We start from the raw sequence: 25,718 nt of genomic DNA, 5'->3' as shown, positions 1-25,718 counted from the left end.
CTTATCAGGAACCGATTTTCTCGAGCTCGCTGTCGTGGACTGCCCACTGTGCTAGATCGTGCACGAGCCCGTCCGCGAACAGTGCGCAGGTGCGGTCCTCGATGGCGAACACACTGAGCAGGTCGACGTCGAGCAGGCGAGCGGCGACGAACGGGCCGGTGATCCGGGTGACATCGCAGACCGCCCCGATGCGGAACAGGGAACGCGATTCGTTCGTCACGTCATCGCCACCGGCGCGCAGCACGATCCGCTGGTGCGGTGCGATCGCACGTGCTGACACCGCGACGGCGATGTTCTCCAGTCCGTCCGAGGAAACCGCCGCCAGCGCCCGTGCCTTGGGCAGCGACAGGCGACGCAACAGGAACCGGTCGCCGCCGCGGCCGACCACGACGGGGACTCCCAGCGCACGGGCGAGGGGCAGGCAGGGCGCGTGGTGATCGCGCTCGACGGCGACCACCCCGATTCCCAGTGCCTGCAGTTCGCAGCACAGGCGCAGCCCCACCTGCCCGAGACCAACCACGACGACGTGGTCGCGCCGCGGAACGGCGCGGCTGCCGACGAGGGCCGTGAGCCGGCGGGACGTCAGCCGGTCGACCAAGCCGGCGGTGAACATCGCGGCGAAGGCCAGGACCGCGAGCATTGAGACGGCGGACAGCACCTTGTACCAGTCCGGTGCGTGCTCGGCCGCGGGCGCGGAGCCCACGGTCGTCAGGGTGCGCGCGGCGTGCCAGGCGGCGTCCGGCCAGTGCTCGTGCAGCACCAGCACACCCAGCGCGGTGTCCAGGGCTGCCACGAGCAGAAGCCCGGCGAACCCGATGAGCATCGCCCGGGACGAGCCGTCCACCGGGCGGAGCTGCCCGAGTGCCTTGCCGGCGCGGGCTTTCCACGACCGGGGCCGGCGGTGGTGCCAGTCCACCCGCGGCCCGGCAGGGGAGTGCCGGACCGCCACCAGCTGGTCGCCGACGCGCCGGAGGCTGGCCAGTTCCGGTGCCACGCAGGCGCCCAGCAGCGTCGGCACGATCGCGTCGGTCATGCCCAGCACCGTGCAGTTCGGCACGGCGCGTGTGATCTCGGAGGCGACGGTGTGATCGAAGATCGTGACGACCAGCCGGACCCCAGGTGCCAGGTGTTCGACGAGCAAGGTGTAACGCAGCGCGACGATGTCGTCGCGGGAAACCACCGCCACTCCGTCGACCGGCTCACGCAGGTGATCCCGCAACGCCTCGTCGTCCGGGCGGTGCAGTCGCAGCGCTGCGTTGCCCCATCGCTGGGCGTGTTCGGCCACGGAGAGGCCCAGGTCTTCGTCGTCGCCAACGACGAGCAGCCGACGCCCGGTCGGTGGAGCGGGTGGTTCGTTCATCGCGGTAGATCCTTGGTCGGTTGCGCTGGCCTGAAGACGTGCCTCTCCGCTGCCGGTGCCGGGCGGGATCGCCGCCGGACTGGATGTGACGCACGCTACGGGCCTGGCCGCCCAGGGAGATTGTTCGATCCCACGAAGAACCGAGGACGGGTTTGTTCAGGTCACTCACCGACCGCGAAGGTGCCCGTACCGCAGGTCCAGTTCCGGCTCGTCGGCCCCGTCGGTGTAGCTGGCGGACCACGGAACCGGGCACGGGGGCTCGTGCTCCGGGTCGGGGCAGATCAGCCGGGTGAGTTCCTCGCGCAACGCTTCCGCCTGCCGGCCGGATGCCAGCACCCCGATCCGGATCTCGTGGATGTCGCGTTTCCCGGGGTCGGTCCCTGGATGCTCGATCCGCCACTGCTCGGGCAGCTCGTCCCTAGCCAGGCTGAACCTGGCGGGAGTCGCGGTCTCCCGCTGGCACGCGTCCGCACGCCCGGCCCGGAAACGCGTGTGTCGCAGCGGGTTCGCGGGTCCACAAGGTGGCGCGTGTGGTGCCTCTCGGCCGACGATCCATCGTCTGGTCACCCGCTGGTTGTTGCGGGCCAGGACGTTGTTGACACCTTCATGTCAGCGCGTAGGCGCTGGTGTGGTGGCTGACGCCGGCGGCCATGAGGATGAACGCGGGCGACAATGCGGAGCCGGCACGAGCCGCTTCGGCTCTGTGTGGCGGGTAGTGAAATCGGGCGCTGCGTCGCGCGTTACGCCGGTGGCGGCTTTACCCGGTTGGGCAGGAGGAGAGCCGCAGGTGCTCGACGTAGTCCTCGACCGCGGAGATCAGCTCCCGGTCGTCGGCGAGGGTGGCGTCCAGAGTGGACAGGACACGGCGCGGGGCGTCCGTTGAGCGGGCCAACGAGACCAGTTCGTCGGCGCGGGGGTCGCGGACCGGGCGGTCGCGCAGATGGATCAGCCAGCCGGCCAACGCCGCGACCGGGGCTTCCGGCATCCGCTGCGCGGCTCGTTCGGCGCGCAGCACCGGGAGGATCCGAGCGGGGATCTTCTGGGAACCGTCCGCGGCGATCTGCAACAGGTTGTGCCGCACCCCGCGGGAGGAGAAGCGCTCAAGCAGACGCTGCCGGTAGTCGGTCAGGTCCTCCGCCGGGAGAGACGCGTGGCGCGACGCGATGTCCCACCAGGACTCCGTCAACCCGGCCAGCACCGGGTGGCCGACGGCCTCGTCGACCGTCGCGCACCCCAGCGCGGGGCCGACGTAGGCCAGCAGCGTGTGCGCACCGTTGAGGAACCACAGCTTGCGCTGCTCGTACGCGGCGAGGTCGTCGGCGAACCGGGCACCGGCTTTCTCCCACGCGGGCCTGCCGAGCGGGAAGTCCCCGGCCAGGAGCCATTCGCTGAACGGTTCGGTCACCACGGGAGCCCGATCTTCGAGCCCGGTGAGCCGCGCGGCGTTGGCGACGTCCTGCTCGGTGGCCGCGGGCGTGATGCGGTCGACGACCGTGTCGACGAACGACACGTGGTCCTCGATCCACGAGCGGAAGCCCGGGTCCTCCCCTTCCGCGGCGGTGCGGATCGCCTCCCGCAGCACGCCGCCGTTGCCCGGCAGGTTGTCACAGGGCACGAGCGCGATCGGGGTGCCGCTCGCGCGGTGCCGCCCGCGCAGACCGGCGACGACGCGGCCGATCGCGGCGCTGTCCTGGTCCCCGGACACCTGGTAACCGGCCTCGGTGATCGTCAGCGTCAGCAGCGCCACGTCGGGAGAAGCCAGATCGGCGAGCCACTGGTCGGTGTCGCTGCCGGGATGGGCACGGCTGATCGCGTCGACGATCTGCGCCTGCGGCTCCCCGTCTCCGCGCACCTGCAGCGAGTACAGACCGTCCTGCTCGGCGAGCCTGCGCGGCAGCTCGGTGTTGCGGAACGTGTAGGCCGCGATGCCCCAGTCGGGGTCGGCCATCGTGTACACGGCCTGGTGGGCCCGGTGGAACGCACCGAGTCCGAGGTGGACGGCGCGGACCGGAGCCGGCGGGCGTGCGTGGGCAGCGGCGCGGGTCAGTCGTGTCGTCACAGTCGGAACGCCCTTCGCGGCTGGCGGTCGTGGAGGTCCTGGATGACGAGGGCGGCGTCGTCCTCGCTGAGCACGTGTTCGGCGACGAGTCCCGCCAGGTGGGCCGCGTCGACCCTGCGTGCCGTGTCGTGGCGGGCCGGGATGGAGCAGAACCCGCGGGTGTCGTCGATGAAGCCCGCGTTCCGGTGGAAGCCGGCCGTTTCGGTGACGGCGTCGCGGAAGCGGTACATCGCGCGCGGGGCGTCGAGGAACCACCACGGCGCACCGAGGTAGACCGAGGGGTAGAACCCGGCGAGGGGGGCGAGTTCGCGGGAGAAGACCGTCTCGTCGAGGGTGAACAGCACGGTCTGGAACCGCGGGTTCGTGCCGAAGCGCTCCAGCATCGGCTGCAGTGCTCGGGTGAACTCCGCCTGCAGCGGGATGTCGTGGCCGGTGTCGGGGCCGAAACGGCGCAGCGTGTCCGGGTGGTGGTTGCGCCTGCTGCCGGTGTGCAGCGCCATCACCATGCCGTCCTCGCTGGACATGCGGGCCATTTCGCCGAGCAGCTGCCGGGACAGCAGGCGGGCGTCATCGACGCTGGCCGTGCCGGATCGGATCTGATCGAACAAGCGCTGCGCCTGCGCGGCGTCCAGGAACGCCATGCGCGCATCGGGCGCGCTGTGATCGGTGGCGGTGGCGCCGTGCGCGCGGAAATGCTCCCGGCGGTTCTCCAGCGCGCGGATGAGCCCGTCGTAGTCGCTGGTGTCGATGCCGCCGGCGGCGGCGAGGTCGTCCAGCGCCGCGGTCCAGCCGGGGCTGGTCGCGTCGAGGTAGCGGTCGGGGCGGAAGGTCGGCACGACGCGGCCCGACCAGGACGGGTCCTCGGCCAGGGCCCGGTGGTGGGACAGGTCGTCGGCGGGGTCGTCGGTGGTGGCCAGCACCGCGATGGCGAACGAGTCGTACAGCGCGCGCGGCCGGAACTCGGGCTCGCGCAGCCGGGCGGTGATCTCGTCGAACAGCTCGTCGGCGGTGGCGGCCGAGGGTTGCACCGTCACGCCGAGCACGTCGTGCAGCTCGGCCTCCAGCCAGCCCCGGGACGCGGTGCCCAGGAACAGGTGCCAGTGCTCGCAGAAGGTCCGCCACACGTCCCTCGGCTGCGCGGGTTCGGTGCCGTCGGCGCTGTCGCGCAACCCGAGGCCGGTCAGCGGGACGCCGTGGGCGTGCAGCAGGCGGGTGACGTAGTGGTCGGGGGTGACCAGCAGCGCTGCGGGGTCGGTGAACGCGTCGTCGGCCGCGAGCAGGCGGGCGTCGACGTGCCCGTGCGGACTGATCAGCGGGAGGTCCCGGACGCTGTCGTAGAGCCGCCGCGCGATGCCGCGCTGGGACGGTTCGGACGGGAGCAGCCGGTCCGGGTGCGGGTTCAGCGGCACCCGGCCTGCGGGGGCGTGCTCGCGTTCGTGGTGGGTCCCAGGGGTTGCTGCCATGCCGCGGTCCATACGGGCAGCGTCGTCACCCCGCGCGACGCGTGCAACTAGTTGCCATCAGTTGTCATGCCGGGGGCGGCGGTGGAGCCGCGCGTCACGAGATGGGCGTCGAACAGCCTGGAATCCGCACCGGCGCGGTGGGTGAGCTGGGCGTGCAGGGCGTCGACCGCGGCTCGACCGAGCCGTTCGGTCGGTCCGGCGATCGTGGTCAGGCCCGGGGTGGTCAGGTTCGCGCCGAAGATGTCGTCGCACCCGATGAGGCTGAGGTCCGCGGGCACGTCGACACCGGCCGCCTGCAAGCGCTTCAGGGTGCCGATGGCGATGAGGTCGTTGTAGGCGATGGCGGCGGTCGCGCGCTGCAGCATCAGCGCGTCGGTGGCTTCGTACCCGCCCCGGAGGTCCGGCGCGTGCGGCCCCACGAACGCCGCGTCGAGGCCGAGCGCACCGGATTCCTCCTGCACGGCACGCCAGCGCGCGCTGTTGATCCAGGAGTTGCGCGGGCCGGCGAGATAGGCGATGCGGCGATGTCCGATGGCGGCCAGGTGGCGGACGGCCTTGCGCATCCCGCCCGCGGTATCGACCACGAGGCTGGGGATTCCGCCGATCTCGCGGTTGACGATGACCAGCGCGCGGTGCCGGGCGAGCTGGCGGATGACGTCGTCGGACAGGCGGGACGTGGCCAGGATGGCGCCGCTGGTGGTCGCCAGCAGCTGGCGCAGGTTGCTGACCTCCACCTGCGGTGACTCGTCGCTGTCGATCAGGGCCAGCGTGTAGTCCTTCTCCAGCGCCCGGGCCTGGGCCGCCTTGATCAGCGGGGCGTAGTACGGGTTGGCGATATCGGTGACGACCAGGGTGATCGTCCGCGTGCGGCCGGGTGCCTCCGCGCGCGCCAGCGGCCGCGGGAGGTAACCGATCTCGGCGGCGGCGGCGCGGACCTTCTCCCGGGTGGTGGGGTTGACCCGGCCGGGGTGGGAGAAGGTGCGCGACACGGTGGAGGCCGCGACGCCGCAGCGCTTCGCGACGTCGTAGATGGTCGGCCTCGTCTGGTCCACCTGGCACCTCCGCTGTTGATGTTGGCAACAAATGACAACTGATTGCCAGCCTACGGGGCGGCTCCTACGTTGAACCGACCACGAGCCGCCCGGCCACCGCGCCGATCACGCTCGTCGTTCCCAGTCAAGGAGGACCAGTGCTCATCGAGCGTGCAGACGTCATCGTCACCAGCCCGGGACGCAACTTCGTCACGCTGAAGATCACCACGGACGACGGGGTGGTCGGCTACGGCGATGGCACGCTGAACGGCCGGGAGCTGGCGGTGGCCAGCTACCTCACCGACCACGTCGTGCCGCTGCTGATCGGGCGCGACGCTCATGCCATCGAGGACACCTGGCAGTACCTGTACCGCGGCGCGTACTGGCGGCGCGGCCCGGTGACGATGGCCGCGATCGCGGCCGTGGACACCGCCCTGTGGGACATCAAGGCCAAGGTCGCCGGGCTGCCGCTCTACCAGCTGCTCGGCGGGGCCAGTCGCGAGCGGTGCCTGGTCTACGGCCACGCCAGCGGCAAGGACATCCCCGAGCTGTTCGACTCGGTGCGCCGGCACCTCGAAGAGGGCTTCCGCGCGATCCGCATCCAGACCGGCGTGCCGGGCCTGGACTCGGTGTACGGCGTCGCCTCCAGCGCGGCCGCCTCGATCGGCGACGACACCCGTTACGACTACGAACCCGCCCGCCGCTCGGCGCTGCCCGCCGAGGAGAGCTGGGACACCCGCGCCTACCTGCGGCACGTGCCCTCGGTGTTCGAAGCCGTCCGTGGCGAGTTCGGCGAGGACATCGCGCTGCTGCACGACGCGCACCACCGGCTCACCCCGATCCAGGCGGCAAAGCTGGGCAAGTCCCTGGAGCCCTACGACCTGTTCTGGCTCGAAGACGTCACCCCGGCCGAGAACCAGGAAGCGCTGCGCTGGGTGCGGCACCACACCACCACGCCGCTGGCGATCGGCGAGGTGTTCAACTCCGTGTGGGACTACCAGCACCTGATCCGCGAGCAGCTCATCGACTACGTGCGCTCGCCGATCACGCACGCGGGAGGCGTCACCAGCGTGCGCCGGATCATGGACTACGCGGCGATGTACCAGGTCAAGTCCGGTATGCACGGCCCGACGGACGTCTCGCCGGTCGGGCTCGCGGCCGCGGTGCACCTCGGCCTGGCACTGCACAACTTCGGCATCCAGGAGTACATGGTCCACAGCAAGCAGACGCGGGAGGTCTTCGGGCCGACCTACGAATTCGCCCACGGCGGCCTGCGCCCGAGCGAGGAACCCGGTCTGGGCATCCACTTCGACGACGACCTGGCGGCGAAGTACCCGTACGAGCAGGCATACCTGCCGGTGAACCGGCTCCAGGACGGCACGGTTCATGACTGGTGAGTCAATCACCCGCGCCGCCGCACCATCACCCGGGTCGTAAGCAATTCGCCAGATCGGAAGAAGTTCACGTGCGTGTCACATCACGAGTCGAGCGAGTGGAACGGGTCGGTGACCGGGTCCACGTCCACACCGACGGTGTCGAGATCCGGCTCATTCTCCTGGCCGACGGCATCCTTCGCATTCGTGCCGGTTTCGAGGGCGATTTCGCCGAGGAGTCGTACACGCTCACCACGACGGCGTGGCCGGACCGGCTCGACGAGTTCATGGGCGACGAGCGCACGCGGGTGGCGCCGCAGCCGTTCGACCTCGACGACCTGGGCGACCTCGTCAGGGTGACCGGCGGGAACCTCCGCGTGGACATCGAGAAGGGCCCGTTCCGGATCCGCGTCCACGACGAGGCGGGCACTCTGCTGCACTCGGATGTCGTCGGGCTCGGCTACCTGCAGGATTCGAACGGTCGCCGCATCCACACCAGCGAGATCTCGCGAAACGACGCGTTCTACGGTTTCGGCGAGACCACGGGGCCGCTGAACAAGGCGCAGAAGCTCATCACGATGAGCCCGAAGGACGCCCTCGGTTACGATCCGCGCGAAACCGACCCGCTGTACAAGCACATCCCGTTCTACCTCAAGATGAACAGGGAGAACCGGAAGGCCGTCGGGTACTTCTACCACAACACCTACGACTGCGATTTCGACCTCGGCCGGGAGCGGAGCAACTACTGGCCCCCGCACAGCCGCTACCGCGCCGACGGCGGCGACATCGATCTCTTCCTGATCGCCGGGCCGGGCATTCGCGATGTCGTGCGGCGCTACACCACGCTGACCGGCAGGCCACCACTGCTGCCCAAGTACGCGCTGGGCTACCTGGCCTCGTCGATGTACTACTCCGAACTCGACGCCGACAGCGACCGCGCGATCACCGAGTTCATCGACATCGCCAGGGCAGAGGACATCCCCGTCGACGGTTTCCAGCTCTCGTCGGGCTACACCACGCAGCAGACCGAGGCCGGGCCGAAGCGGTGCGTGTTCACCTGGAACGAGCGCCGTTTCCCCGATCCTGAGGGCTTTTTCGCCGGGATGGCCGAGCGCGGCATCACGGTGTCCCCGAACGTCAAGCCCGGTGTCCTGGACGTCCACCCCCGCTTCGCGGAGTTCGAGAGTGCGGATGTCTTCGTCACCCGCAGCGCCGACGCGGCTGCGACAGCCGGTGACGGCCCCGCCGCCGGTGCCTGGTGGGGCGGGCCGGGCCGGTTCGTCGACTTCAGCAAGCCCGCCGCCCGCGAGGCGTGGCAGCGCTGGCTCGTCGAAGCGGTCCTGGACAAGGGCACCACGTCGGTCTGGAACGACAACTGCGAGTACGACGGCATCATCGACACCGACTCCGGCGTCGACTTCGAGGGCGCAGGCGCGACGATCGGTCGCCTGCGCAGCGTCATGCCGAACCTCATGTGCCGGGTGACCCGCGACAGCATCGCCGCGACGGCTCGGTCGGCTCGTCCCTACATCGTGTGTCGCTCCGGGCACGCGGGCATCCAGCGCTACGCCCAGAGCTGGGCGGGCGACAACTCCACCTCGTGGGAGTCGCTGCGGCACAACATCGCCACGATCCTCGGGATGGGCCTGTCCGGCTTCCCGCACCACGGCTGCGACATCGGCGGATTCCACGGCCCCGCACCCGATCCCGAGCTGCTGGTGCGGTGGGTGCAGCACGGCATCTTCCAGCCGAGGTTCTCGATCCACTCGGTCAACTCCGACAACACGGTCACCGAGCCGTGGATGTACCCCGACCACACGCCCCACGTCCGGGATGCCATCAAGCTGCGCTACCGGCTGTTCCCCTACCTGTACTCGCTCACCGCGCGCGCCGCGGCGACCGGCTGGCCGATCATGGAACCACTGGTCAGCGCCTTCCAGAGCGATCCGGCCCTGGACGAGACGTCCGAGGAGTTCATGCTCGGCGACGCGCTGCTCGTCGCCAACGTGCTCACCCCGGGGGCGAGCGCCCGCACCGTCCGGCTTCCGGAGGGCGAGGTGTTCTACAACGCCTGGACCCGCGAGCGCTACGAGGGCGGGCAGGTCGTGGAACTGCCGGTGGACCTCGGCTCGATCCCGCTGTTCCTGCGCGGCGGCGGCATCGTCCCGGTCGCGGAGAACCAGCTGCACAGCCTCACCCGTGACGAGGTGACGGACCTGCGCCTGATCTGCGCCCCCGATCGCGACGCCCGGTTCACGCTCTACGAGGACGACGGCCTCACCCGCGCCCACGAGGACGGTGCGTTCCGTGAGACCGACATCCGGATGACCGCCGGCGAGCAGGTGCGCCTGGAACTGACCCGGCGCGGCGGGTACCGGAGCGCCGTCGAACGGCTGCTGTTCGACGTCGTCCGGCCCGGCCAGTGCCCGCATTGGGTCGCCCTCGACGGCGAGCGCCTCCCGCAGCACCTCCACCGCACTCGCTTCGACGCCGCGGAAACGGGCTGGCACTACGACATCGGGCTCGGATCCGTGCTGATCAAGACCCCCGACACCGGCGGCGATCTCGCCGTCACGATCTCGTTCGAGCCCGTCGACATGATCGGCATGTGAGAAAGGCAGTCATGCGGAAACGACTGATCAGCGGCAGCGTCGCCCTGGTCCTCGTCGCGGCCCTCGCCGCGTGCGCACCGGCCTCCGGCGCGCGGACGAGCGCCGCGGCGACGCCGGAGAACCCCCTGGTGCTGACCCTGGCGAACAACCTCAGCGACGACCACGTCACCTCCAAGGCGCTCGCCTCGTTCGCCGACGACGTCGAGCGCCGCAGCGGCGGCCGCATCGTGGTGAAGATCTACGGCAACGGTCAGCTGGGCGCCGAACCCGACACGCTCGGCCAGGTCCACGAGGGCATCGTCGACATGACCCGGGTCAGCGCACCAGGACTGGCGACCTACGACCCCGGCTACCACACCTTCGGCCTGCCCTACCTCTTCGATTCCGAGCAGGAGTTCTACGAGGTGATGGATTCGCCGCAGATGGCCGAGTACTTCCGCTCGACCTCCGACGACGGCTTCGTCGGCCTCACCTACTACAGCTCCGGGGCGCGGTCCTTCTACACCCGGAACACGCCGGTGCGGACCCCGGAAGACCTGCGCGGGCTGAAGATCCGCGTGCAGGACATGCGCTCGCAGACCGACTTCGTCGGCGATCTGGGTGGCGCCCCGGTCGTGATGGCGTTCGCCGACACCTACACCTCGCTGCAGACCGGCCTGATCGACGGCGCCGAGAGCAACGCGACGGTGCTCACCGAGAGCGCGCACGGCGAGGTCTCCCACGCGTTCTCGATGACCGAGCACACCCGGATCCCCGACATGCTCGTGATCAGCACCGAGACCTGGGAGCGGCTCTCCCCGGCCGACGAGGAGCTGCTCTCCGAGGCCGCTCGCGCATCGACCGAGCAGCAGAAGACCGACTGGGCGAAGAGCACCGAGCAGGCGATCACCGACGCGAAGGAGATGGGAGTCGAGTTCATCACCGACGTCGACACCGCCGCCTTCCGCGAAGCCACCAGACCGGTGGTGGACGCGTACGCCGGGCAGTACCCGGAGGTCGCGGAGCTCCTCTCGGTCGTCGCCGCCGGGAAGCGAGGCGCGGAATGACCACACTCGACCGACTGAACCGGGTGCGACGAGCGCTGGGTGGCGTCCTGGCGGCCTTCGCCGGTGCCCTGCTCGTCAGCATGACCCTGCTGGTGCTGTACCAGGTCTTCACCCGCTACGTCCTGGGCACGCCCGCGGCCTTCACCGAGGAGCTCGTGCGCTACGCGCTCATCTGGACGTCGATGATCAGCGCCGCGTACGCGTTCCTCCACCGCAAGCACATGGCGCTCGTCGTCCTGCGGGGCCGGTTCTCGCCCGCGGTGCGGCACGTGCTGGTCATCGCCTCGGACGTCCTCGTGCTGGTCTTCTCCGTGGTGGTGCTGGTGATCGGCGGCACGATGCTGGTGCTCAGCGCGGCCACCAACTACTCGGCCCTGCTGGGGATCTCGCGGGGGCTGGTCTACACGATCGGGCCGATCGCCGGCCTCGCGATCGCGTTCGCGCAGGTGCTCAACATCTGGGAGGACCTCACCCGCGAGGTCTCGATCGAGACGGAGGGGACGGACTGATGGGTGCTCTGACCGCTGTAGGCGTCTTATTCAGCGCGTTCTTCATCCTGCTGTTCGCGGGCGTGCCGATCTCGGTGTCGCTCGGGATCGCCTCGTTCGTCACCGCGTTGGCGTTCCTGCCGTGGGACGACTCCACCTACGTCATCGGGCAGCAGATGAACGTCGGCATCGAGAGCTTCGCGCTGCTGGCCGTCCCGTTGTTCATCTTCGCGGGCAACATCATGAACACCGGCGGAATCGCGCACCGCCTCGTCGACCTCGCGCTGGTGGTCGTGGGCCGGGTCCCCGGCGCACTGGCGCACACCAACGTCCTGGCCAACATGTTGTTCGGGGCGCTGTCGGGCTCGGCCGTGGCGTCGGCCGCCGCGATCGGCAGCACGCTGCACGACCGCCAGAAAAACGCCGGGTACGACCCGGCGTTCGGGGCTGCGGTCAACATCGCGTCGGCCCCGACCGGACTGCTCATCCCGCCGACGACGGCCGCGATCGTCTACTCGACCGTCGCGGGCGGTGTGTCCGTCTCGGCGCTGTTCATGGCGGGGTACGTGCCCGGCATCCTCATGGGCGTGGTGATCATGGTGATCGCGTACGTGTTCACCCGGCGGCAGAAGTACCCGAAGGCTGACCGCGTCACCTTGGCCGAGGCCTTCCGGGTCCTGCTCAGAGCGATCCCGGGCCTGCTGCTGGTCGTCGTCGTGGTCGGAGGCATCGTGCTCGGCGTCTTCACGGCGACCGAGGGGGCCGCGGTCGCCGTGCTGTACACGCTGGTGCTGTCGCTGGCGTACCGGAGCATGTCGTGGACGGCCTTCAAGGACGTCGTGACCCGCACGGTCGTCGCGACCGGCATCGTCATGTTCCTCATCGCGGCGTCCGCGGGCATGTCGTGGGTGATGGCCTACACCGGTATTCCGACAGCGATCACGGAGGGGCTGCTGTCGGTGGCGGACTCGCGGGCGGTCATCCTGGTGCTGATGTTGCTCGTGCTACTGGTGGTGGGCACGTTCATGGACATCACGCCGGCGATCCTCATCTTCACGCCGATCCTGCTTCCCATCTCCGGCGAGCTCGGCATGGACCCGGTCCAGTTCGGCATGGTGCTCATCCTCGCGATGTGCATCGGCACCATGACGCCGCCGGTCGGTTCGGTCCTGTTCGTCGGGACCGGCGTGAGCGAGGTGTCGATCGAGCGGGTGGTCCCGAAGCTCATGCCGTACTTCGCCGGGCTGGTCCTGCTGCTCGTCGCCGTCACTTTCATCCCCGCGCTGTCGCTGTGGTTGCCGGGCATGATGGGCCTGCTCGAGTAGCGGTCAGAGCCGCTCCGCGGCCGGGCGCAGGCCGTCGTTGACGGTGCGGAGCAGGTCCACCTGTGGGGTCCCAAAACTCGGCCAGAGGGGCTGATCTTCGGTTTCGTGCTGCGGGTTCGAATTCGTTGATCAGTCCTCTCAGGACTCGGGTTCGAATCCCGCCGTCCCGACGGTCGCGATAGCCCGCTGGGGTGGATCTTGGGGTGGTGGCTGCGGTTTTGGTTCGTTGATTGTGGCTCGTTCGCGCGGCGTTGGTGTGGTGGTCACGATGCGGGGGCAGCGTTGGCGCGTGCTTTCCTCACGCCCCGTCCGGGCCCTGTTGGTCATCTCCGTACTCGCCGTCTCGGCGGCGCCCCCCAGTGCTGTCGCGGTGGGGTCCGCTGCCGACGGTGCCGGTGTCCCGTCTTCCCCGTCGGCCTGTGCGCCGTTGTCTCAGCCCGTCACCACAGCCGGCGGTGACGTGGCCGCGACGGTTCTGCCCGGGGCGGACGGGGGCGCTTCATGGTCGGTGACCTTCCGGGGCAGCCCGGTCGTGCAGCCGTCCGCCCTCGGCTTGGTGCGGGCTGATGCCGATTTCACCCGGGGTCTGCAGCTGTGTGGCGTGAGTGCGCCGCGCCGCGTCGCGGAGACCTACACCTTGACCCAGAGCAAGATAAGCACGGTGGACGAGCCGGCGTTGGAGCGGGATCTGACGTTCCGGGGCGCCGGCGGAGAACGAATGGTCGTCACGGTCCGGGTTTTCGACGACGGTGCGGCTCTGCGGTATGCCTTCCCGGACATCGCCCCGGACCGCCAGGTCGAGATCACTCGCGAGGCCACCGAGTTCGCGGTGCCCAAGGGCGGCGACTCCCTCCAGGTCACCAACAAGTCCACGCCGCTGGCGCCGAAGAACCAGGAGTGGTATCTCGACCGCGGCGCAGACGAAAAGCGCCTGCTCAACCCCATGGGAACGAGCAACGCGGACGGCTGGAGCTTCCCCCTGACCCTTCGGACCTCCGTGGCCGATCGCCCGTGGTGGGTCCACATCGGTGAGGCCGACCTGCACGGCAACTACCCGGCCACGCATGTCCGGGGCTCGGTTCCGGTGATCGACGGGGCCGCACGCTACGGCATCGAGTTCCCCAAGGACGACGAGGCCCGTGGCGCGTACGGCACCGGCAATCCCCAGGCGCGGGGCCCCTGGACGTCTCCCTGGCGGTTCGTCGTCGCGTCGCCCGATCTGCAGGACGTGGCCGCCACCACCGCGACCACGGACCTGGCGCGCGACGCGGCTCCACGTGACTGGTCGTGGGTGGACCCCGGTGCGGCGAGCTTTTCCTGGATGAACAGCCCGAGCTCGCTCGCGACGCTGGACAGCTTCATCCCGTGGATCGACCTGTCCGCGCGGATGGGGTGGAAGTACGCGCTGGCGGACGCGCGCTGGGACCAGATGACCGACAGCAACGGCACTGTCGTCGGGGTCGAACGGATCGTCGAGGAAGCACGCAAGCGCGGCGTCGGTCTGTGGGTGTGGGTCAACTCCGGTGGCCCGAACAACGCCAACCCTGGAACGCCGAGGGACATCATCGTCGACCGGACCGAGCGCCGTGCCTACTTCGAGCGGCTCCATGCGGCCGGGGTCAAGGGCGTCAAGGTCGACATCTGGGAGAGCAACAAGCAGGACCTCTTGGCGCAGCAGCGGGCCGTGCTCGAGGACGCCGCCGACTTCAAGCTGATGGTCACGCTGCACAACACGACCGTGAGCCGTGGCTGGGAGCGCGAGTACCCGCACCTGCTCGGGGTTGAGGGCGGGATCGGTGGAACCTACGAGAACAGCACAAGCGCCCACTCCGACCGGATGCCCGAGCACAACACGATCCTTGCCTTCAACCGGATGGTGTCGGGCCCGTTCGACTACTCCCCGGCGGTGCTCAACACCGATCTGAGCCCCACGACGCCGCGTCGCTCCACAGCTGCGCACCAGCTCGCGCTGCCGGTCATCATGCACTCCGGCCTGACGACCTACGGCGGCAAACCCGAGGCCTACCTCGGCCAGCCGGCACCCGTGCGAGAGCTGCTCAGAACACTTCCGACCGCCTGGGACGAGGTCAAGTTCCTCGGCGGCGCCCCGGGTGACAGTGTCGTGATGGCCCGGCGGGCCGGTGCCACCTGGTACGTGGCCGGTCTCAACGGCAAGACCGTGTCCACGTCGACCTTCGAGCGCCCGGACCTCGACACCGGCTACACCGCCCCGGTCGGGGTCGCCCGCACGCTCACGGCAGACCTGGCGGCCCTCGGGTGCGGCCCTGGAGCGGCGGTAACCCTCTTCTCCGAGGCGGACGGAGCCGAGGCGCACAACACGATCACCGTGACCAACCCGCCACTTTCGCCGGACCGCACGCTCTCGGTCGACACCGCGCAGTTCGGCGGCTTCGTCGCCACAGTGGACGGCTGCCGGGCTTCCTGACCTCACACCGAACCGTCGCCCCCGGTTGGCTCGGCCGAACGCCGAGCACGACCGGGGGCGACGTCGATCCGGCCGAGAGTCCGTTGGAAGCGGTTATGCCCGGTCACGGTGGCGTTGTGGGCTGATCCCGCGGGCTCGTTTGAAAGCAGAGCTGAAGGCGAACGCGCTGCCGTAGCCGACCTGCCGGGCGATGGTGTCAATCGTGGCGTCCGACTCGACGAGGAGATCGGCGGCCAGGTCGATTCGCAACGCGGTGAGGTAGGCCATCGGTGGCATGCCGACGAGGTCGGTGAAGCGGCGGGCCAACGTCGCTCGGGACACCCCGGTCCGCTGGGCGAGCGCGGCCACCGTCCACGGATTGCCCGGGTCGCTGTGTACGAGTCGCAGGACGGGCCCGACGACGGGATCGCCGTTGGCTTGGTACGAGGTGTCGGGCCTGGTGAACCATTCGCGGAGGATGGTGATCAGCAGGAGATCCAGAAGTCGTTCGAGCACGAGATCCTGGCCCGGCTCGTTTCGCATGGTCTCCTCGGCGAGTACCGGCACCAGCGCCGATCCGACGCGGGCGGCACTGGGGATGACCAGCAGCGGCGGCAACGCGCTGAGCAGGCGCGTGGCGATCTCGCCCGGTCCCCGGTACTTGCCGATCAGCAGTATCGACGAGTCGTCCGCGACGTCGTCGCGGGTCCGCATGCCGTTGACCCAGGTGCGCACACCCATGTCCGTGACCTCGGGCAGCTCCGCGCCTCCCGCGGTCGTCCGCTTGGGGCCGGGCTGAACGACGACCTGGGTCGGGGTGCGGGGGTCATCGGCGAAGGTGAACGAGTCCGGGCCACGCATCACCGCGATGTCGCCCGCGTTCAGTCGCACCGCATCGCCGGTGCTGGGTACGACCCAGGGCGTCCCTCGCAGGATGGCCACCACGTTGAGCGGCGCCCCGTCCTGCACCTGCACCGACCACGGTGGGTTCAGGATGGACCGCAGCACCAACCCGTCCCTGACCCTGGCTCCGTCGAGCAGGACCGACAAATGATCCACTGGCACAGCATAAGACGCACCCTTATGGGTCTGCGAGCCTCGAACATGGCACGAAACCCGGCATTCCGGTGGACTAGTGATCATGACAGCGACTGCACCTACAACGTTGGTCCTCGCGGGGACAGGTAAGACCGGAAGCCGGGTCGTGTCCCGGCTCGCCGAGCACGACGTGCCGGTACGGGTTGGCTCGCGGCGTGGTGAGCCGCCTTTCGACTGGCAGGACGAAACCACCTGGGAACCCGCTCTGCGGGGAATCGACGCAGCTTATGTGGCCTACTATCCCGATGCGGCGTTCCCCGGCGCGGCCCAGGCGGTGCGTTCTTTCGCCGACCTCGCGGTGGCCAGCGGCGTCCGGCACCTCGTCCTGCTCGCCGACCGCGGTTCAGCCGAGGCCGAGCGGTGCGAACAGGCAGTGCGGGAGTCCGGTGCGGAGTGGACCGTCGTGCGGGTCGGGTTCATCACGCAGAACTTCAGCGAGGCGTTCCTCGCGGAGCTGGTGCGGGGCGGTGTGGTCGCGCTTCCGGCCGGCGACGTCAGGGAGCCGTTCACCGACGCGGAGGACATCGCGGATGTCGCCGTCGCCGCGCTGACCGAGAAGGGCCATGCCGGCCGGATCCACGACATAACCGGACCAAGGCTGCTCACCTTCGCCGATGCCGTCGGCGAGATCGCCGCGGCGACCGGCAGGGAGATTCGTTATCTGCCGGTCACCTCCGAGCAGTTCGTCTCGTCGCTGACCGGACGAGGTGTGCCGGCCGCGTACGCGACGCAACTGGCCGACCTGATGACCGAGGTCTTCGACGGCCGCAGGGAAAACGTGACCGACACCGTCGAGAGCGTTCTCGGCCGGCCGCCCCGCGACTTCGCGGAGTACGTCCGCAAGACCGCCGCCACCGGAGCCTGGGATGCCCGTGCCGGGGCCTCTGACGGAGGCTGACGTGCTCGGGAAGTCGGAGCACGGTTCGACCAGGCGCGACATGACCACCGGCGGACGCGGTGGTCATCGCCTGGTTCAAATGCTCACCATGTGGCTGTCGATCTATCCGGCCCTGACCCTCGCGTTGTGGCTCTTCGAACAACTCGGCCTGTCGCAGCTCGCCCTGCCGCTGCGCACGCTCGTCCTGACCGTCGTACTCGTGCCGATCATGGTCTACGTACTGGTCCCCGCGGTCACGAGCGCGCTGAAACGCGCGGCGCGGATCAAGTCATCGGCAAAGTCGTGATGCACGGAGTTCCCATCGGATACTCGGTCCGCCCGTAGTGTGGGCGGACCATCACGAGCCGATCCTCTGTACCCCAAATCATGAGTGCCCACCACGGACGCCAGGACCAGGGGGGAGTTACCTCAGTGTCGAAATCAAGCTTTCGCCGGGTACGTCCGATTCTGTACGTGTCGTTGACAGTTGTTCTTGCTGTTGTGCTGGGGGTGGGTGTGGCCGCCAACCAGACGGAGGCAGGTCCCGAGTCCCTCCAGGCTCACGGCTCGATCAGGAGTCAGACCATCACCGGGCCCGCGTGCACGTCGCCGGTCGGCAGGTGCTTTGTCGCCACCTTCGAGGGAACCATCCAGGGATCGGCTGAGTTCGTCGGGAACAGCATCACGCCGACTTCGCAGCCGGGCATGATGCTGATCAACGGAAACTTCTCCATTCACGACAAGCACGGAGACATCGCCTGCGTCGAGGATTCACTGCTCAACACTGCCCCGGGAGGCGATGGCGAGTTCGTCTTCCTCTGCGAGATCACCGGTGGCACCGGGAAATGGGACGGTTCTTCCGGCTACCTGCAGGCCACCGGGAATTTGAGAGGAATGCAGGGTGCGGCGCAGTACATCGGCAAGCTGAGCGTCAGGTAGTGGCCCGGGTGCTGAAGTAGTCCGGTGTCATCGGGCGAGGCGGGCAAACGCTGGTTGGTGCCTGCCTCGCGCGCAACCGCCGGAGTATTCTTTCCCTGTTTGTCGAGCGGATACCAGTCCTTTGCTGGACCCGCGTGTTCAACGCGGATCAAATTTCCATTCGCCACAGAATGAGGGGGGTTCAGCGGCGTGTTGGTGGACGAACAAGATCGGGCAGTGAACGAGGCCGCGACCAGCTACCGCGGCCTTGGTGGCAGTCGGCGCCTTCTTGCACTGATCGGAGGAGCGCTGATCCTGACCGGGCTGGTCGTGGCGGGGAGGTTGTTCCTGCCGCAGGCGTTCGTGGGTGTCGCCCACATCGACCCGCTCGCGCGGTTCTTGATCGCGTTGGCGTTGATCGTCCTGCTCTGCCACCTGATGGGCGGGCTGCTGCGGAAGCTCGGTCAGCCTGGCGTGGTCGGAGAGATTCTCGGCGGAATCGTGCTGGGACCGTCGGTGTTCGGGGCGCTGTGGCCGGACGGCCGCGCCTGGATGTTCCCTCCCGAAGTGGTGGCGGCACTGGAGATGGCGGCTCAGCTCGGGCTGGTGACCTTCATGTTCATGCTCGGCTGCGAGCTGCATGTGCACCACGCACGTGTGCACCGCAAGGCCGTCGGGTTCGTCGTCGTCGGCGGTATCGGTCTACCTTTCGCCGGTGGGATGGCCATCGCGGCGCTGGTACAGCCGATGTTGGCCGGACCGGTCCCGCACTCGGTGATCTATCTGCTGTTCTTCGGCCTGGCGGTGTCCATCACGGCGGTTCCCGTGCTGGCGAGGATCCTGGTCGACCTGCGGTTGGACGGCAAAGAGCTGGGTGTGGTCGCGCTGACCTCCGCCGCCATTGGCGACGGCATCGCATGGCTGGCGTTGACCGTCATTCTCGCCGCCACCGGAAGCGGCGGCACCGGACAGATCATGACCACTGTGTTCGTCGCCGCGTTGCTGACGGCCTTCGTCGTGCTTCTCGTCCGCCCGGCGCTGACCTGGGTGCTGCGGTACGCGAGTCGGTACCAGGCCGCCGACCAGCTTCTTCTTCCGCTGTTGCTGTCCGGCGCGATCGCGTTCGCCGCCGTCACCCATCTCATCGGCATGCACCCGGTGATCGGGGCTTTCCTTTTCGGTCTCGCGGTTCCCCGCGGATCTGCCGTGGTAACGCAGATAATTCGCCAATTGCACGGATTCACGGTGCTCGTCTTGCTGCCGTTGTTCTTCGCGGGAGTGGGCCTGAGCACGTCCATCGGGCTACTGGGTGATTCCCCGGTTCACTGGTTGCTGTTCGGCGTGGTGCTGCTCGTTGCCATCGTCACCAAGTTCGTCGGGACGGCTGGCGCCTCCCGGCTTGCGGGAATGCCGTCGAGTGATGCGTTGCGGCTCGGCGCCCTGATGAACTGCCGTGGTGTCACGGAGCTCGTCGTGGCCACGATCGGCCTGCAGAGTCAGATCATCAACACGCTGGGATTCACCGTCCTCGTCCTGGTGGCACTGATCACCACGGCGACAACCGGACCGTTGATAAAGCTGTTCACCCCGCGCCGGGCAAACCTGCAGAACGAGCCGAGTGTGCGTGAGCCCGACGGCCTGGTCAGATGACCGAACCAGCTCCCCGGAATTGAGCCCGGGACAACGGGCTGGCAGGAAGAACAGCGATAGCCGTGAGGAACGGGAGAGCCGTAAGGATGACTGAAGATGCAATGAGCTCATCGACGCGCGTTGTGGACGGAGCACAGGCTGCGCCGCGTCGCACGGACTGGGTGGCCTTGGCACGCGAAGTCGGGCCAGGGTTCGCGGCGCGGGCGGTTGAGAATGACGCGACAGACGCATTCGCTGCCGAGAACTACGCCGAGCTGAAGGCACACGGTTTCCTGTCCGCCGGTGTGCCGGCGGAGTTGGGTGGGGGCGGTGCCTCGCACCCGGAGCTGAGTGCCATGCTGCGCGAGCTGGCCCGGCACTGCGCTTCCACCGCGCTCGCGCTGTCGATGCACACCCACCTCCTCGGCACGAGTGTGTGGCGCTGGCGTCAGGGAGAACCGGTGGAGCCGTTGCTGCGACGTGTCGCTCAGGACGAGATCGTCCTGGTGGGCACCGGGGCTTCGGACTGGATCGACTCCTCCGGCACGGCCGAAAAAGTGGAGGGTGGCTACCGCGTCACCGGGCGCAAAGTCTTCGGCAGCGGCTCTCCGGCCGGCACGCTGCTTCTCACCAGTGCGGTGTACGAAGATCCCGAAGAAGGACCGACCGCGCTGCACTTTCCAGTAACCATTGCCGGCGAAGGCGTGACCGTACTGAACAACTGGCGAACCATGGGGATGCGCGCCACCGGCTCCAACGACATCTTGCTTGAGAATGTCTTCGTGCCGGAGAGCGACGTCTGGCTGCGCCGCCCAAAGGGCAGATGGCACGCCTTCTTCACCATCGTCGCCGCAATCTCCCAGCCGCTGATCATGTCGGTTTACACCGGTCTCGCGGAAGCTGCCTCAAATATCGCGCTCGGCATCGCGCGCAAGAAGATCAAGAGGGGTTTCGACCCCAATCTGTCGTACTTGCTCGGCGAGATGGAAAACAGCTTGGTGACCGCACAGCTCGCGGTGCAGAACCTGGTGGACCTGTGCGACGACTACGCGTTCGAACCGACCGTCGCGACTGCCGACGCCGTGATGGTCCGCAAGACAATCGCTGCCAACTCCTGCATCAAAACCGTGGAGAAGGCGTTTGAGGTAGCGGGTGGAGGCGCCTATTTTCGCGGCGTTGGGCTGGAACGCCTGCTGCGTGACGTGCACGCAAGCCGGTACCACCCTCTTCAGGAGAAACGTCAGCACTTCTTCACCGGCCGTATCGCTCTGGGGTTGGACCCGGTCGGTTAATGGTCCGCGGCTTCGCGTCTGAGCATGGCGAGCCGGGAGTGATCCGGGATCCGACCCAGCAGGCCGCAGCTTTCGGTGATCCTTCAACAAATGCGGTCCGCAAGATGTGCCGGGTGGTCGACTGTGCAAAATCGTCAGTCGACCACCCGCAAGCGTAGGCAAGGACGGCTCGGCACCACCGCTGCACAGCTCCACGCGGGTCGAGTAAGGCCGGCGAGCTGCTGAGCGAGAAGCTTTCCATCGGCCCGATCTTGACGACCTGTAACGCAAGAATTTAGATTACCCTTGAAACGGTTGTTTACGCGTGGCTGAATACTGATAGCAGGTGCTTTCTTCGACCGCCGTCCCTCAGTACCGAAGAGGAGAGGTCATGCCAATGCTCGACGACCCGTCGGAGCACCCGACTACTCCAGTCCAGTCCAGCATTGTCTCGCTCGCCTCGATGGGCAACGGCCTGCAACCGGTGGACATCGGTACCTTTCGTGCGATTATGGGAAGCCTGCCGACCGGCGTTTGTGTGATCAGTGCGATCGACAAGGACAACGAGCCGCGCGGGCTGACCTGCAACGCGGTCTGCAGTCTGTCCCAGGACCCACCGCTGCTGATGGTGTGCGTCGACTTGCTCAAAGAAAGTCTGCACGCGCTGCGCGACAGCCGTGGATTTGTGGTCAACATCCTGCGCGAGGATCGCAGCCAGGTGTCTCAATTGTTCGCTTCTCGCTCCGCCAGCAAGTTCGACGGAGTGTTCTGGGAATCGAGCGCCGTGCTCAAACTACCGCTGCTGACCACCGACGTGCTGGCGTACGCGGAATGCCGCATCGTGGCCGACCTCGAGGTCGGCGATCATGCCGTCCTGGTCGGCGCGATCGTAGGCGGCGAGCCCCCGCTGACCGGTCGTCCGCTCATGTACTGGCAACGTGACTATTCCAACTGGCCGGAAGCAGCGCTTCCGAACGGGATGGGAAGACCAACCAACAGTGCCTGACAGCAACAACAGGTCAACGTGTCCATCTTCTCGGCCGGGCACCACAATCGTGGACGGAGTATGAAGCGATGAACCTGCAACGTCACAGCAACGACAAGACACCCTACGACGTCGCGATTCTCGGTACCGGTATCGGCGGGTCGATGCTCGGCGCCATCCTGGCCCGTCAGGGTGTCAAGGTCCTGCTCATCGACGCCGGCCAGCACCCCAGGTTCGCCATCGGCGAGTCGACCATCCCCTACACCCTGCTCACTCTGCGGATCCTCGCTGATCGATATGACGTCCCGGAGATCAAAGCGTTGGCGACCTTCACCGACGCGAGCCGCACCATCGGTAACACCTTCGGGGTCAAGAAGAACTTCGGCTTCCTGCTGCATCACGAGAACCAGCCGCAGAACCCGCAAGAGGTCAGCCAGTTCACCACCCCCGGGCTGCTGCACGAGGCCGCGCATCTGTATCGGCAGGACACCGACGCCTACCTGTTCCAGGTCGCGATACGCTATGGCTGCACAGCACGGCAGAACTGCCGAGTGGCCGATGTGGACTTCGACGACTCCGGCGTGACCATCGGTACCGTCAACGGCGAGCAGTTCCGCGCCCGTTATCTGGTGGATGCCAGCGGTTTCCGCTCCCCGCTGGCGGAGAAGTTCGGACTGCGGGAAGACCCTTGCCGGTTCAAGCACCATTCCCGGTCCCTGTGGAACCACATGCTTGACGTCACGCCAACGGACAAAGTGCTGAACCGCCCGCGCGAGCACCGGCCGCCGACAGCGTGGTACGAAGGCACTGTCCACCACATGTTCGAACGGGGCTGGTTCTGGGTCATTGCCTTCGACAACAACAAAGTGTCGAGCAATCCGCTGTGCAGCGTGGGTTTGACCCTCGACGAGCGCCGGTACCCCAAGCCCACCGATATCTCACCTGAGGAGGATTTCTACCGGCACGCCGCACGGTTCCCGGACATCGCCCGGCAGTACGAGGGCGCCAAGCCGACGCGGGAATGGATTTCGACGCCTCGGCTGCAGTACTCGTCAAGCAAGACCGTGGGCGACCGGTGGTGCCTGCTCGCGCACGCGGCCGGCTTCATCGACCCGCTGTTCTCCCGCGGTATGTCCAACACCGCGGAGGCGGTGAACTCCCTGTCCTGGCGATTGATACGCGCTGTCAAGGACGACGACTTCTCGGCCGAACGCTTCGAGTACGTCGACCGGTTGCAGCAGAGCCTGCTCGACCACAACGACGAGCTGGTCAACGCAGCCTTCATCTCCTGGTGCGACTACGATCTGTGGACCGCCGTGTTCCGTTCCTGGGCGGCTGGTACGAATGCCGGCAGCTATCGACTGTCCCGTGCCCTCACCAAGTTCGCCAAGGACGGCCGCGACGAACACTTCATGGCTTTGGAGGAGCCGGCGCACCTGGGGTTGTACTGGCCGGACCACGATGGTTTCGCCAAGTTCTTCGGTTCCATGGTCAGCCAGGTCGACTCGGTTGAGCAGGGCGTGCTCAGCCCGCGTCAGGCGGCCGACAACATCTACACCCAACTGCGCGAGGCCGACTTCATCGCCAAGCATTTCGGTTTCGCCGAACGGGAACAGCGCTTCATCAGCCCCACGCCGAAGCAGTTCATCAAGACGGTGCGTTGGGCAAAGCGCGAAGGTGACCCGAAGCTGCGCGAACTGATCATCAACAACGCCAAGGACGCACTCCTGGCCCGGGCCAAGGGAAAGAAGCTGTACTAGCCGCGATGCGGATGCGGGTGCTTACCTGGCCGGACATCAACGGCGGTGTATTCAACAGCGGCCGACCCGGCCGGTCTGCACCTGCGTGACAAAAGACTTGGCGCCATTTGTGTGATCGTCGCGACAGCGCTGTCGGCGGCTTCTGCGATATCTGTGGCATTCGAGGGGTACGTGCGATGAACCTAAAGCAGAACGGACGTGGCCGCGCCGACGACGGATTCATCCGGCTGGGCGGGCTGTGGCATTCGGCGTTTCGGCGTCTTCTCAGCGGAAAAGGTCTCTGGCTCGGCGAGATCTTCAGCAACGCCGCGCGCAAGCACGCCGGGACCGAAGTGGAACTCGACCGTCCGTTGCAGTGCTTCGCCGACGACGGGCTGCACTTCACGGTCGCGCAGCTGGCCGAGATGGTCGACGAGCTGGCCGCGCGGCTGGGGGCGGCGGGGGTTCGGCCGTCCGAGCGGGTGGCGATCTACAAGACCGACAACTTCGACATCGTGCTGTTGGCCTGCGCGGCTGCCCGGATCGGTGCCGTGCCCGCCTTGCTCTCGCCGGCCCTGGACGGGGACGTGGTCGCCAAGCTGCTGGACCGGATCGGCCAGCCGTGGCTGATCACGGACGGTGACACGCTGGACGGCGAGCTACGGGACGTACCGGTCGCCGAGACCACTCGGGCGGTCCTGCTGTCCGCGGGAGCGCCGCGGCCGGATGCGATCTCGCTGAGTTCGCACGCCGGTGCACCTCGGCGTCAGCCGGTGCGCCAGCGCCCGCGCGACCCGATGGTGATCACGCACAGCTCGGGCACCACCGGATTGCCCAAGCTCGCCGTGCACTGCCCGGAGGGCTTTTGGCACCGGCAAGCACCGCAGAAGCTCATTGCCTGGCCGATCCGCGGCCGGGAGAAGGCCGCACTGAGCATGACCCTGGTGCACGCCCGGTTCTACATGGCGCTGGAGATGTTCCTCAGCCGGGGAAACTCGATGGTGGTGGCCGTTGACCCGGACCCGGCCAAGATCGGCCCGCTGCTGGTGCGGACCCGGCCGGGATTCCTGGAGACCCACCCCAACACCTTCGTCGACTGGGAGGTGCTGGCCGACGCTCCGGGCGCACCACTGTCCAGCGTGCGCATCTTCAACGCGGCGTTCGACGCGATTCACCCGAGGACGATCAGCCGGATGCTGAATGCGTCCCACCGGCGCCAGCCGCTGTTCTTCCGGTTCTACGGCCAGTCGGAAATCGGTCCGGTATCAGGCAATTGGTATACGCGGCGCAGCGCCCCCAACGCCGTCGGGCAGTGCGTCGGCTTCCCGCTGTTCGGCTTCATCTCGATGCGCATTGTCGGCCTCGACGGTCGCCGTCGGCGCGTCGGCCGATCCGGCCACATCGAGGTGCGCGGCCCAAGCCAGATCCTGACCTACCTCGGCGAGGAGGATCGCTACGCCAGGGAAGTGCACGACGGCTGGTGGCGGATGGGCGATATGGGCTACCTGGATCGATGGGGCCGGTTGTACCTGCAGGACCGGGAGGTCGACCAGATCGAGTCGATGGAAAGCAACCTGGAGATCGAGGACCGCCTCATGTCCCGGCTGGACGAACTGCGCGAAGTGGTGATCGTGGCGGGGGCGGACGGTCAGCCGGTCCCGGTGGTGGCGACGATGAGAGAACAGCCGTTGGACGAGGTGCGGTGGAAGCAGGCGACCCGAGACCTGCCGACGATGGCGCCGGTGGTGCAGTGCCGGTACGAGCAGCTGCCCTACACCGCGACGCGGAAGATCCGCAGGCGTGAGCTGACCCGCATGCTGCGAGAGGGAGTCATCGCCAACGACCAGGTGCGGTGAGCACCTGAAACTGTCTCGGCATCGATTGTGCGCGACCTGGTTCGAAACGGATGACAGGTTCATGCTGGTGGTTTTCGCCAACTCGCATGTTCGATATATTTAATTGGCCGCTCGCGGCATTTCTTCCGGTTTTGCGAGCTTATCAGTGCGCTGGCGCTCGCGT

20 protein-coding genes are annotated in these 25,718 nt (G+C 67.8%); 14 read left to right on the top strand and 6 right to left on the bottom strand.

The genetic code is table 11. The annotated features are described in order from the left end of the window. Window positions 1-4: 4 nt before the first annotated feature. The 5 genes from ABD691_RS23395 to ABD691_RS23375 all read right to left on the bottom strand — a co-directional run bounded on the left by ABD691_RS23395 (window position 5) and on the right by ABD691_RS23375 (window position 5,934). Window positions 5-1,360: an NAD-binding protein gene (locus ABD691_RS23395; RefSeq protein ID WP_344683098.1), complete on the bottom strand. Its 1,356-nt coding sequence runs from the start codon at window positions 1,358-1,360 to the stop codon at window positions 5-7. Window positions 1,361-1,525: 165 nt separating this feature from the next. Then, window positions 1,526-1,696, bottom strand: coding sequence for a hypothetical protein (locus ABD691_RS23390; protein WP_344683096.1), 171 nt, complete (start codon window positions 1,694-1,696; stop codon window positions 1,526-1,528). A gap of 421 nt (window positions 1,697-2,117) precedes the next feature. Then, window positions 2,118-3,419 carry a mannitol dehydrogenase family protein gene (locus ABD691_RS23385; protein WP_344683094.1) on the bottom strand — a complete coding sequence of 434 codons (1,302 nt, stop codon included), beginning with the start codon at window positions 3,417-3,419 and terminating at the stop codon, window positions 2,118-2,120. Further along, window positions 3,416-4,882, bottom strand: a complete 1,467-nt coding sequence (gene uxaC, locus ABD691_RS23380) for a glucuronate isomerase (RefSeq protein WP_344683092.1) — start codon at window positions 4,880-4,882, stop codon at window positions 3,416-3,418. Before uxaC ends, ABD691_RS23385 begins: the two co-directional genes overlap by 4 nt. Window positions 4,883-4,929: 47 nt before the next feature. Continuing rightward, on the bottom strand, window positions 4,930-5,934 hold the full coding sequence (locus tag ABD691_RS23375) for a LacI family DNA-binding transcriptional regulator (protein ID WP_344683090.1): 1,005 nt from the start codon (window positions 5,932-5,934) through the stop codon (window positions 4,930-4,932). Between the two features lie 137 nt (window positions 5,935-6,071). Between ABD691_RS23375 and manD the strand changes: the two genes are divergently transcribed. The 6 genes from manD to ABD691_RS23345 all read left to right on the top strand — a co-directional run bounded on the left by manD (window position 6,072) and on the right by ABD691_RS23345 (window position 15,203). After that, entirely contained in the window at window positions 6,072-7,310 is a 1,239-nt protein-coding gene (manD, locus tag ABD691_RS23370) for a D-mannonate dehydratase ManD (RefSeq protein WP_344683088.1), read from the top strand. A 95-nt stretch (window positions 7,311-7,405) separates the two neighbouring features. Further along, entirely contained in the window at window positions 7,406-9,898 is a 2,493-nt protein-coding gene (locus tag ABD691_RS23365) for a glycoside hydrolase family 31 protein (RefSeq protein ID WP_344683086.1), read from the top strand. Between the two features lie 11 nt (window positions 9,899-9,909). Continuing rightward, the gene (locus ABD691_RS23360; protein ID WP_344683084.1) at window positions 9,910-10,944 is read left to right on the top strand and encodes a TRAP transporter substrate-binding protein; all 1,035 of its coding nucleotides are present in this window, start codon (window positions 9,910-9,912) and stop codon (window positions 10,942-10,944) included. Continuing rightward, window positions 10,941-11,453, top strand: a complete 513-nt coding sequence (locus ABD691_RS23355; RefSeq protein WP_344683083.1) for a TRAP transporter small permease — start codon at window positions 10,941-10,943, stop codon at window positions 11,451-11,453. Before ABD691_RS23360 ends, ABD691_RS23355 begins: the two co-directional genes overlap by 4 nt. Then, complete coding sequence (locus ABD691_RS23350; RefSeq protein ID WP_344683081.1) at window positions 11,453-12,757, top strand: TRAP transporter large permease; 1,305 nt, start codon at window positions 11,453-11,455, stop codon at window positions 12,755-12,757. The genes ABD691_RS23355 and ABD691_RS23350 overlap by 1 nt, the downstream gene beginning before the upstream one ends. A gap of 268 nt (window positions 12,758-13,025) precedes the next feature. Continuing rightward, window positions 13,026-15,203, top strand: a complete 2,178-nt coding sequence (locus ABD691_RS23345) for a glycoside hydrolase family 97 protein (RefSeq protein ID WP_344683079.1) — start codon at window positions 13,026-13,028, stop codon at window positions 15,201-15,203. 93 nt (window positions 15,204-15,296) lie between these two features. On the opposite strand, the gene ABD691_RS23340 is transcribed toward ABD691_RS23345, so the two are convergent. Further along, the gene (locus ABD691_RS23340) at window positions 15,297-16,241 is read right to left on the bottom strand and encodes an AraC family transcriptional regulator (protein WP_344683077.1); all 945 of its coding nucleotides are present in this window, start codon (window positions 16,239-16,241) and stop codon (window positions 15,297-15,299) included. Window positions 16,242-16,323: 82 nt separating this feature from the next. Between ABD691_RS23340 and ABD691_RS23335 the strand changes: the two genes are divergently transcribed. The 8 genes from ABD691_RS23335 to ABD691_RS23300 all read left to right on the top strand — a co-directional run bounded on the left by ABD691_RS23335 (window position 16,324) and on the right by ABD691_RS23300 (window position 25,555). After that, the gene (locus tag ABD691_RS23335) at window positions 16,324-17,178 is read left to right on the top strand and encodes an NAD(P)H-binding protein (RefSeq protein ID WP_344683075.1); all 855 of its coding nucleotides are present in this window, start codon (window positions 16,324-16,326) and stop codon (window positions 17,176-17,178) included. A 1-nt stretch (window position 17,179) separates the two neighbouring features. Continuing rightward, a complete protein-coding gene (locus tag ABD691_RS23330) occupies window positions 17,180-17,464 on the top strand; it encodes a putative antibiotic biosynthesis monooxygenase (protein ID WP_344683073.1) in 285 nt (94 codons plus the stop codon). 167 nt (window positions 17,465-17,631) lie between these two features. Continuing rightward, the gene (locus ABD691_RS23325; protein ID WP_344683072.1) at window positions 17,632-18,096 is read left to right on the top strand and encodes a hypothetical protein; all 465 of its coding nucleotides are present in this window, start codon (window positions 17,632-17,634) and stop codon (window positions 18,094-18,096) included. Between the two features lie 216 nt (window positions 18,097-18,312). Further along, entirely contained in the window at window positions 18,313-19,725 is a 1,413-nt protein-coding gene (locus tag ABD691_RS23320) for a cation:proton antiporter domain-containing protein (protein ID WP_344683070.1), read from the top strand. Between the two features lie 86 nt (window positions 19,726-19,811). Then, on the top strand, window positions 19,812-20,996 hold the full coding sequence (locus tag ABD691_RS23315) for an acyl-CoA dehydrogenase family protein (protein WP_344683068.1): 1,185 nt from the start codon (window positions 19,812-19,814) through the stop codon (window positions 20,994-20,996). 370 nt (window positions 20,997-21,366) lie between these two features. Continuing rightward, window positions 21,367-21,981 (top strand): flavin reductase family protein, encoded by a 615-nt coding sequence (locus tag ABD691_RS23310; RefSeq protein ID WP_344683066.1) that lies wholly within the window; start codon window positions 21,367-21,369, stop codon window positions 21,979-21,981. A 68-nt stretch (window positions 21,982-22,049) separates the two neighbouring features. Beyond that, window positions 22,050-23,720, top strand: a complete 1,671-nt coding sequence (locus ABD691_RS23305; RefSeq protein WP_344683065.1) for an NAD(P)/FAD-dependent oxidoreductase — start codon at window positions 22,050-22,052, stop codon at window positions 23,718-23,720. Between the two features lie 176 nt (window positions 23,721-23,896). Then, entirely contained in the window at window positions 23,897-25,555 is a 1,659-nt protein-coding gene (locus ABD691_RS23300) for a class I adenylate-forming enzyme family protein (protein WP_344683063.1), read from the top strand. Window positions 25,556-25,718: the final 163 nt, after the last annotated feature.

This window comes from Saccharopolyspora taberi (assembly GCF_039534165.1).
Taxonomy (GTDB): Bacteria; Actinomycetota; Actinomycetes; order Mycobacteriales; family Pseudonocardiaceae; genus Saccharopolyspora_D; species Saccharopolyspora_D taberi.
The sequence above is the reverse complement of the archived record's forward strand: the minus strand, read 5'-3'. Positions and strand labels throughout refer to the sequence as shown.

Coding starts and splice junctions, on each gene's coding strand:
- ABD691_RS23395 (WP_344683098.1), bottom strand. CDS start 1,360: ATGAACGAACCACCCGCTCCACCGACCGGGCGTCGGCTGCTCGTCGTT.
- uxaC (WP_344683092.1), bottom strand. CDS start 4,882: ATGGCAGCAACCCCTGGGACCCACCACGAACGCGAGCACGCCCCCGCA.
- ABD691_RS23360 (WP_344683084.1), top strand. CDS start 9,910: ATGCGGAAACGACTGATCAGCGGCAGCGTCGCCCTGGTCCTCGTCGCG.
- ABD691_RS23355 (WP_344683083.1), top strand. CDS start 10,941: ATGACCACACTCGACCGACTGAACCGGGTGCGACGAGCGCTGGGTGGC.
- ABD691_RS23350 (WP_344683081.1), top strand. CDS start 11,453: ATGGGTGCTCTGACCGCTGTAGGCGTCTTATTCAGCGCGTTCTTCATC.
- ABD691_RS23345 (WP_344683079.1), top strand. CDS start 13,026: ATGCGGGGGCAGCGTTGGCGCGTGCTTTCCTCACGCCCCGTCCGGGCC.
- ABD691_RS23335 (WP_344683075.1), top strand. CDS start 16,324: ATGACAGCGACTGCACCTACAACGTTGGTCCTCGCGGGGACAGGTAAG.
- ABD691_RS23315 (WP_344683068.1), top strand. CDS start 19,812: ATGACTGAAGATGCAATGAGCTCATCGACGCGCGTTGTGGACGGAGCA.
- ABD691_RS23310 (WP_344683066.1), top strand. CDS start 21,367: ATGCCAATGCTCGACGACCCGTCGGAGCACCCGACTACTCCAGTCCAG.
- ABD691_RS23305 (WP_344683065.1), top strand. CDS start 22,050: ATGAACCTGCAACGTCACAGCAACGACAAGACACCCTACGACGTCGCG.
- ABD691_RS23300 (WP_344683063.1), top strand. CDS start 23,897: ATGAACCTAAAGCAGAACGGACGTGGCCGCGCCGACGACGGATTCATC.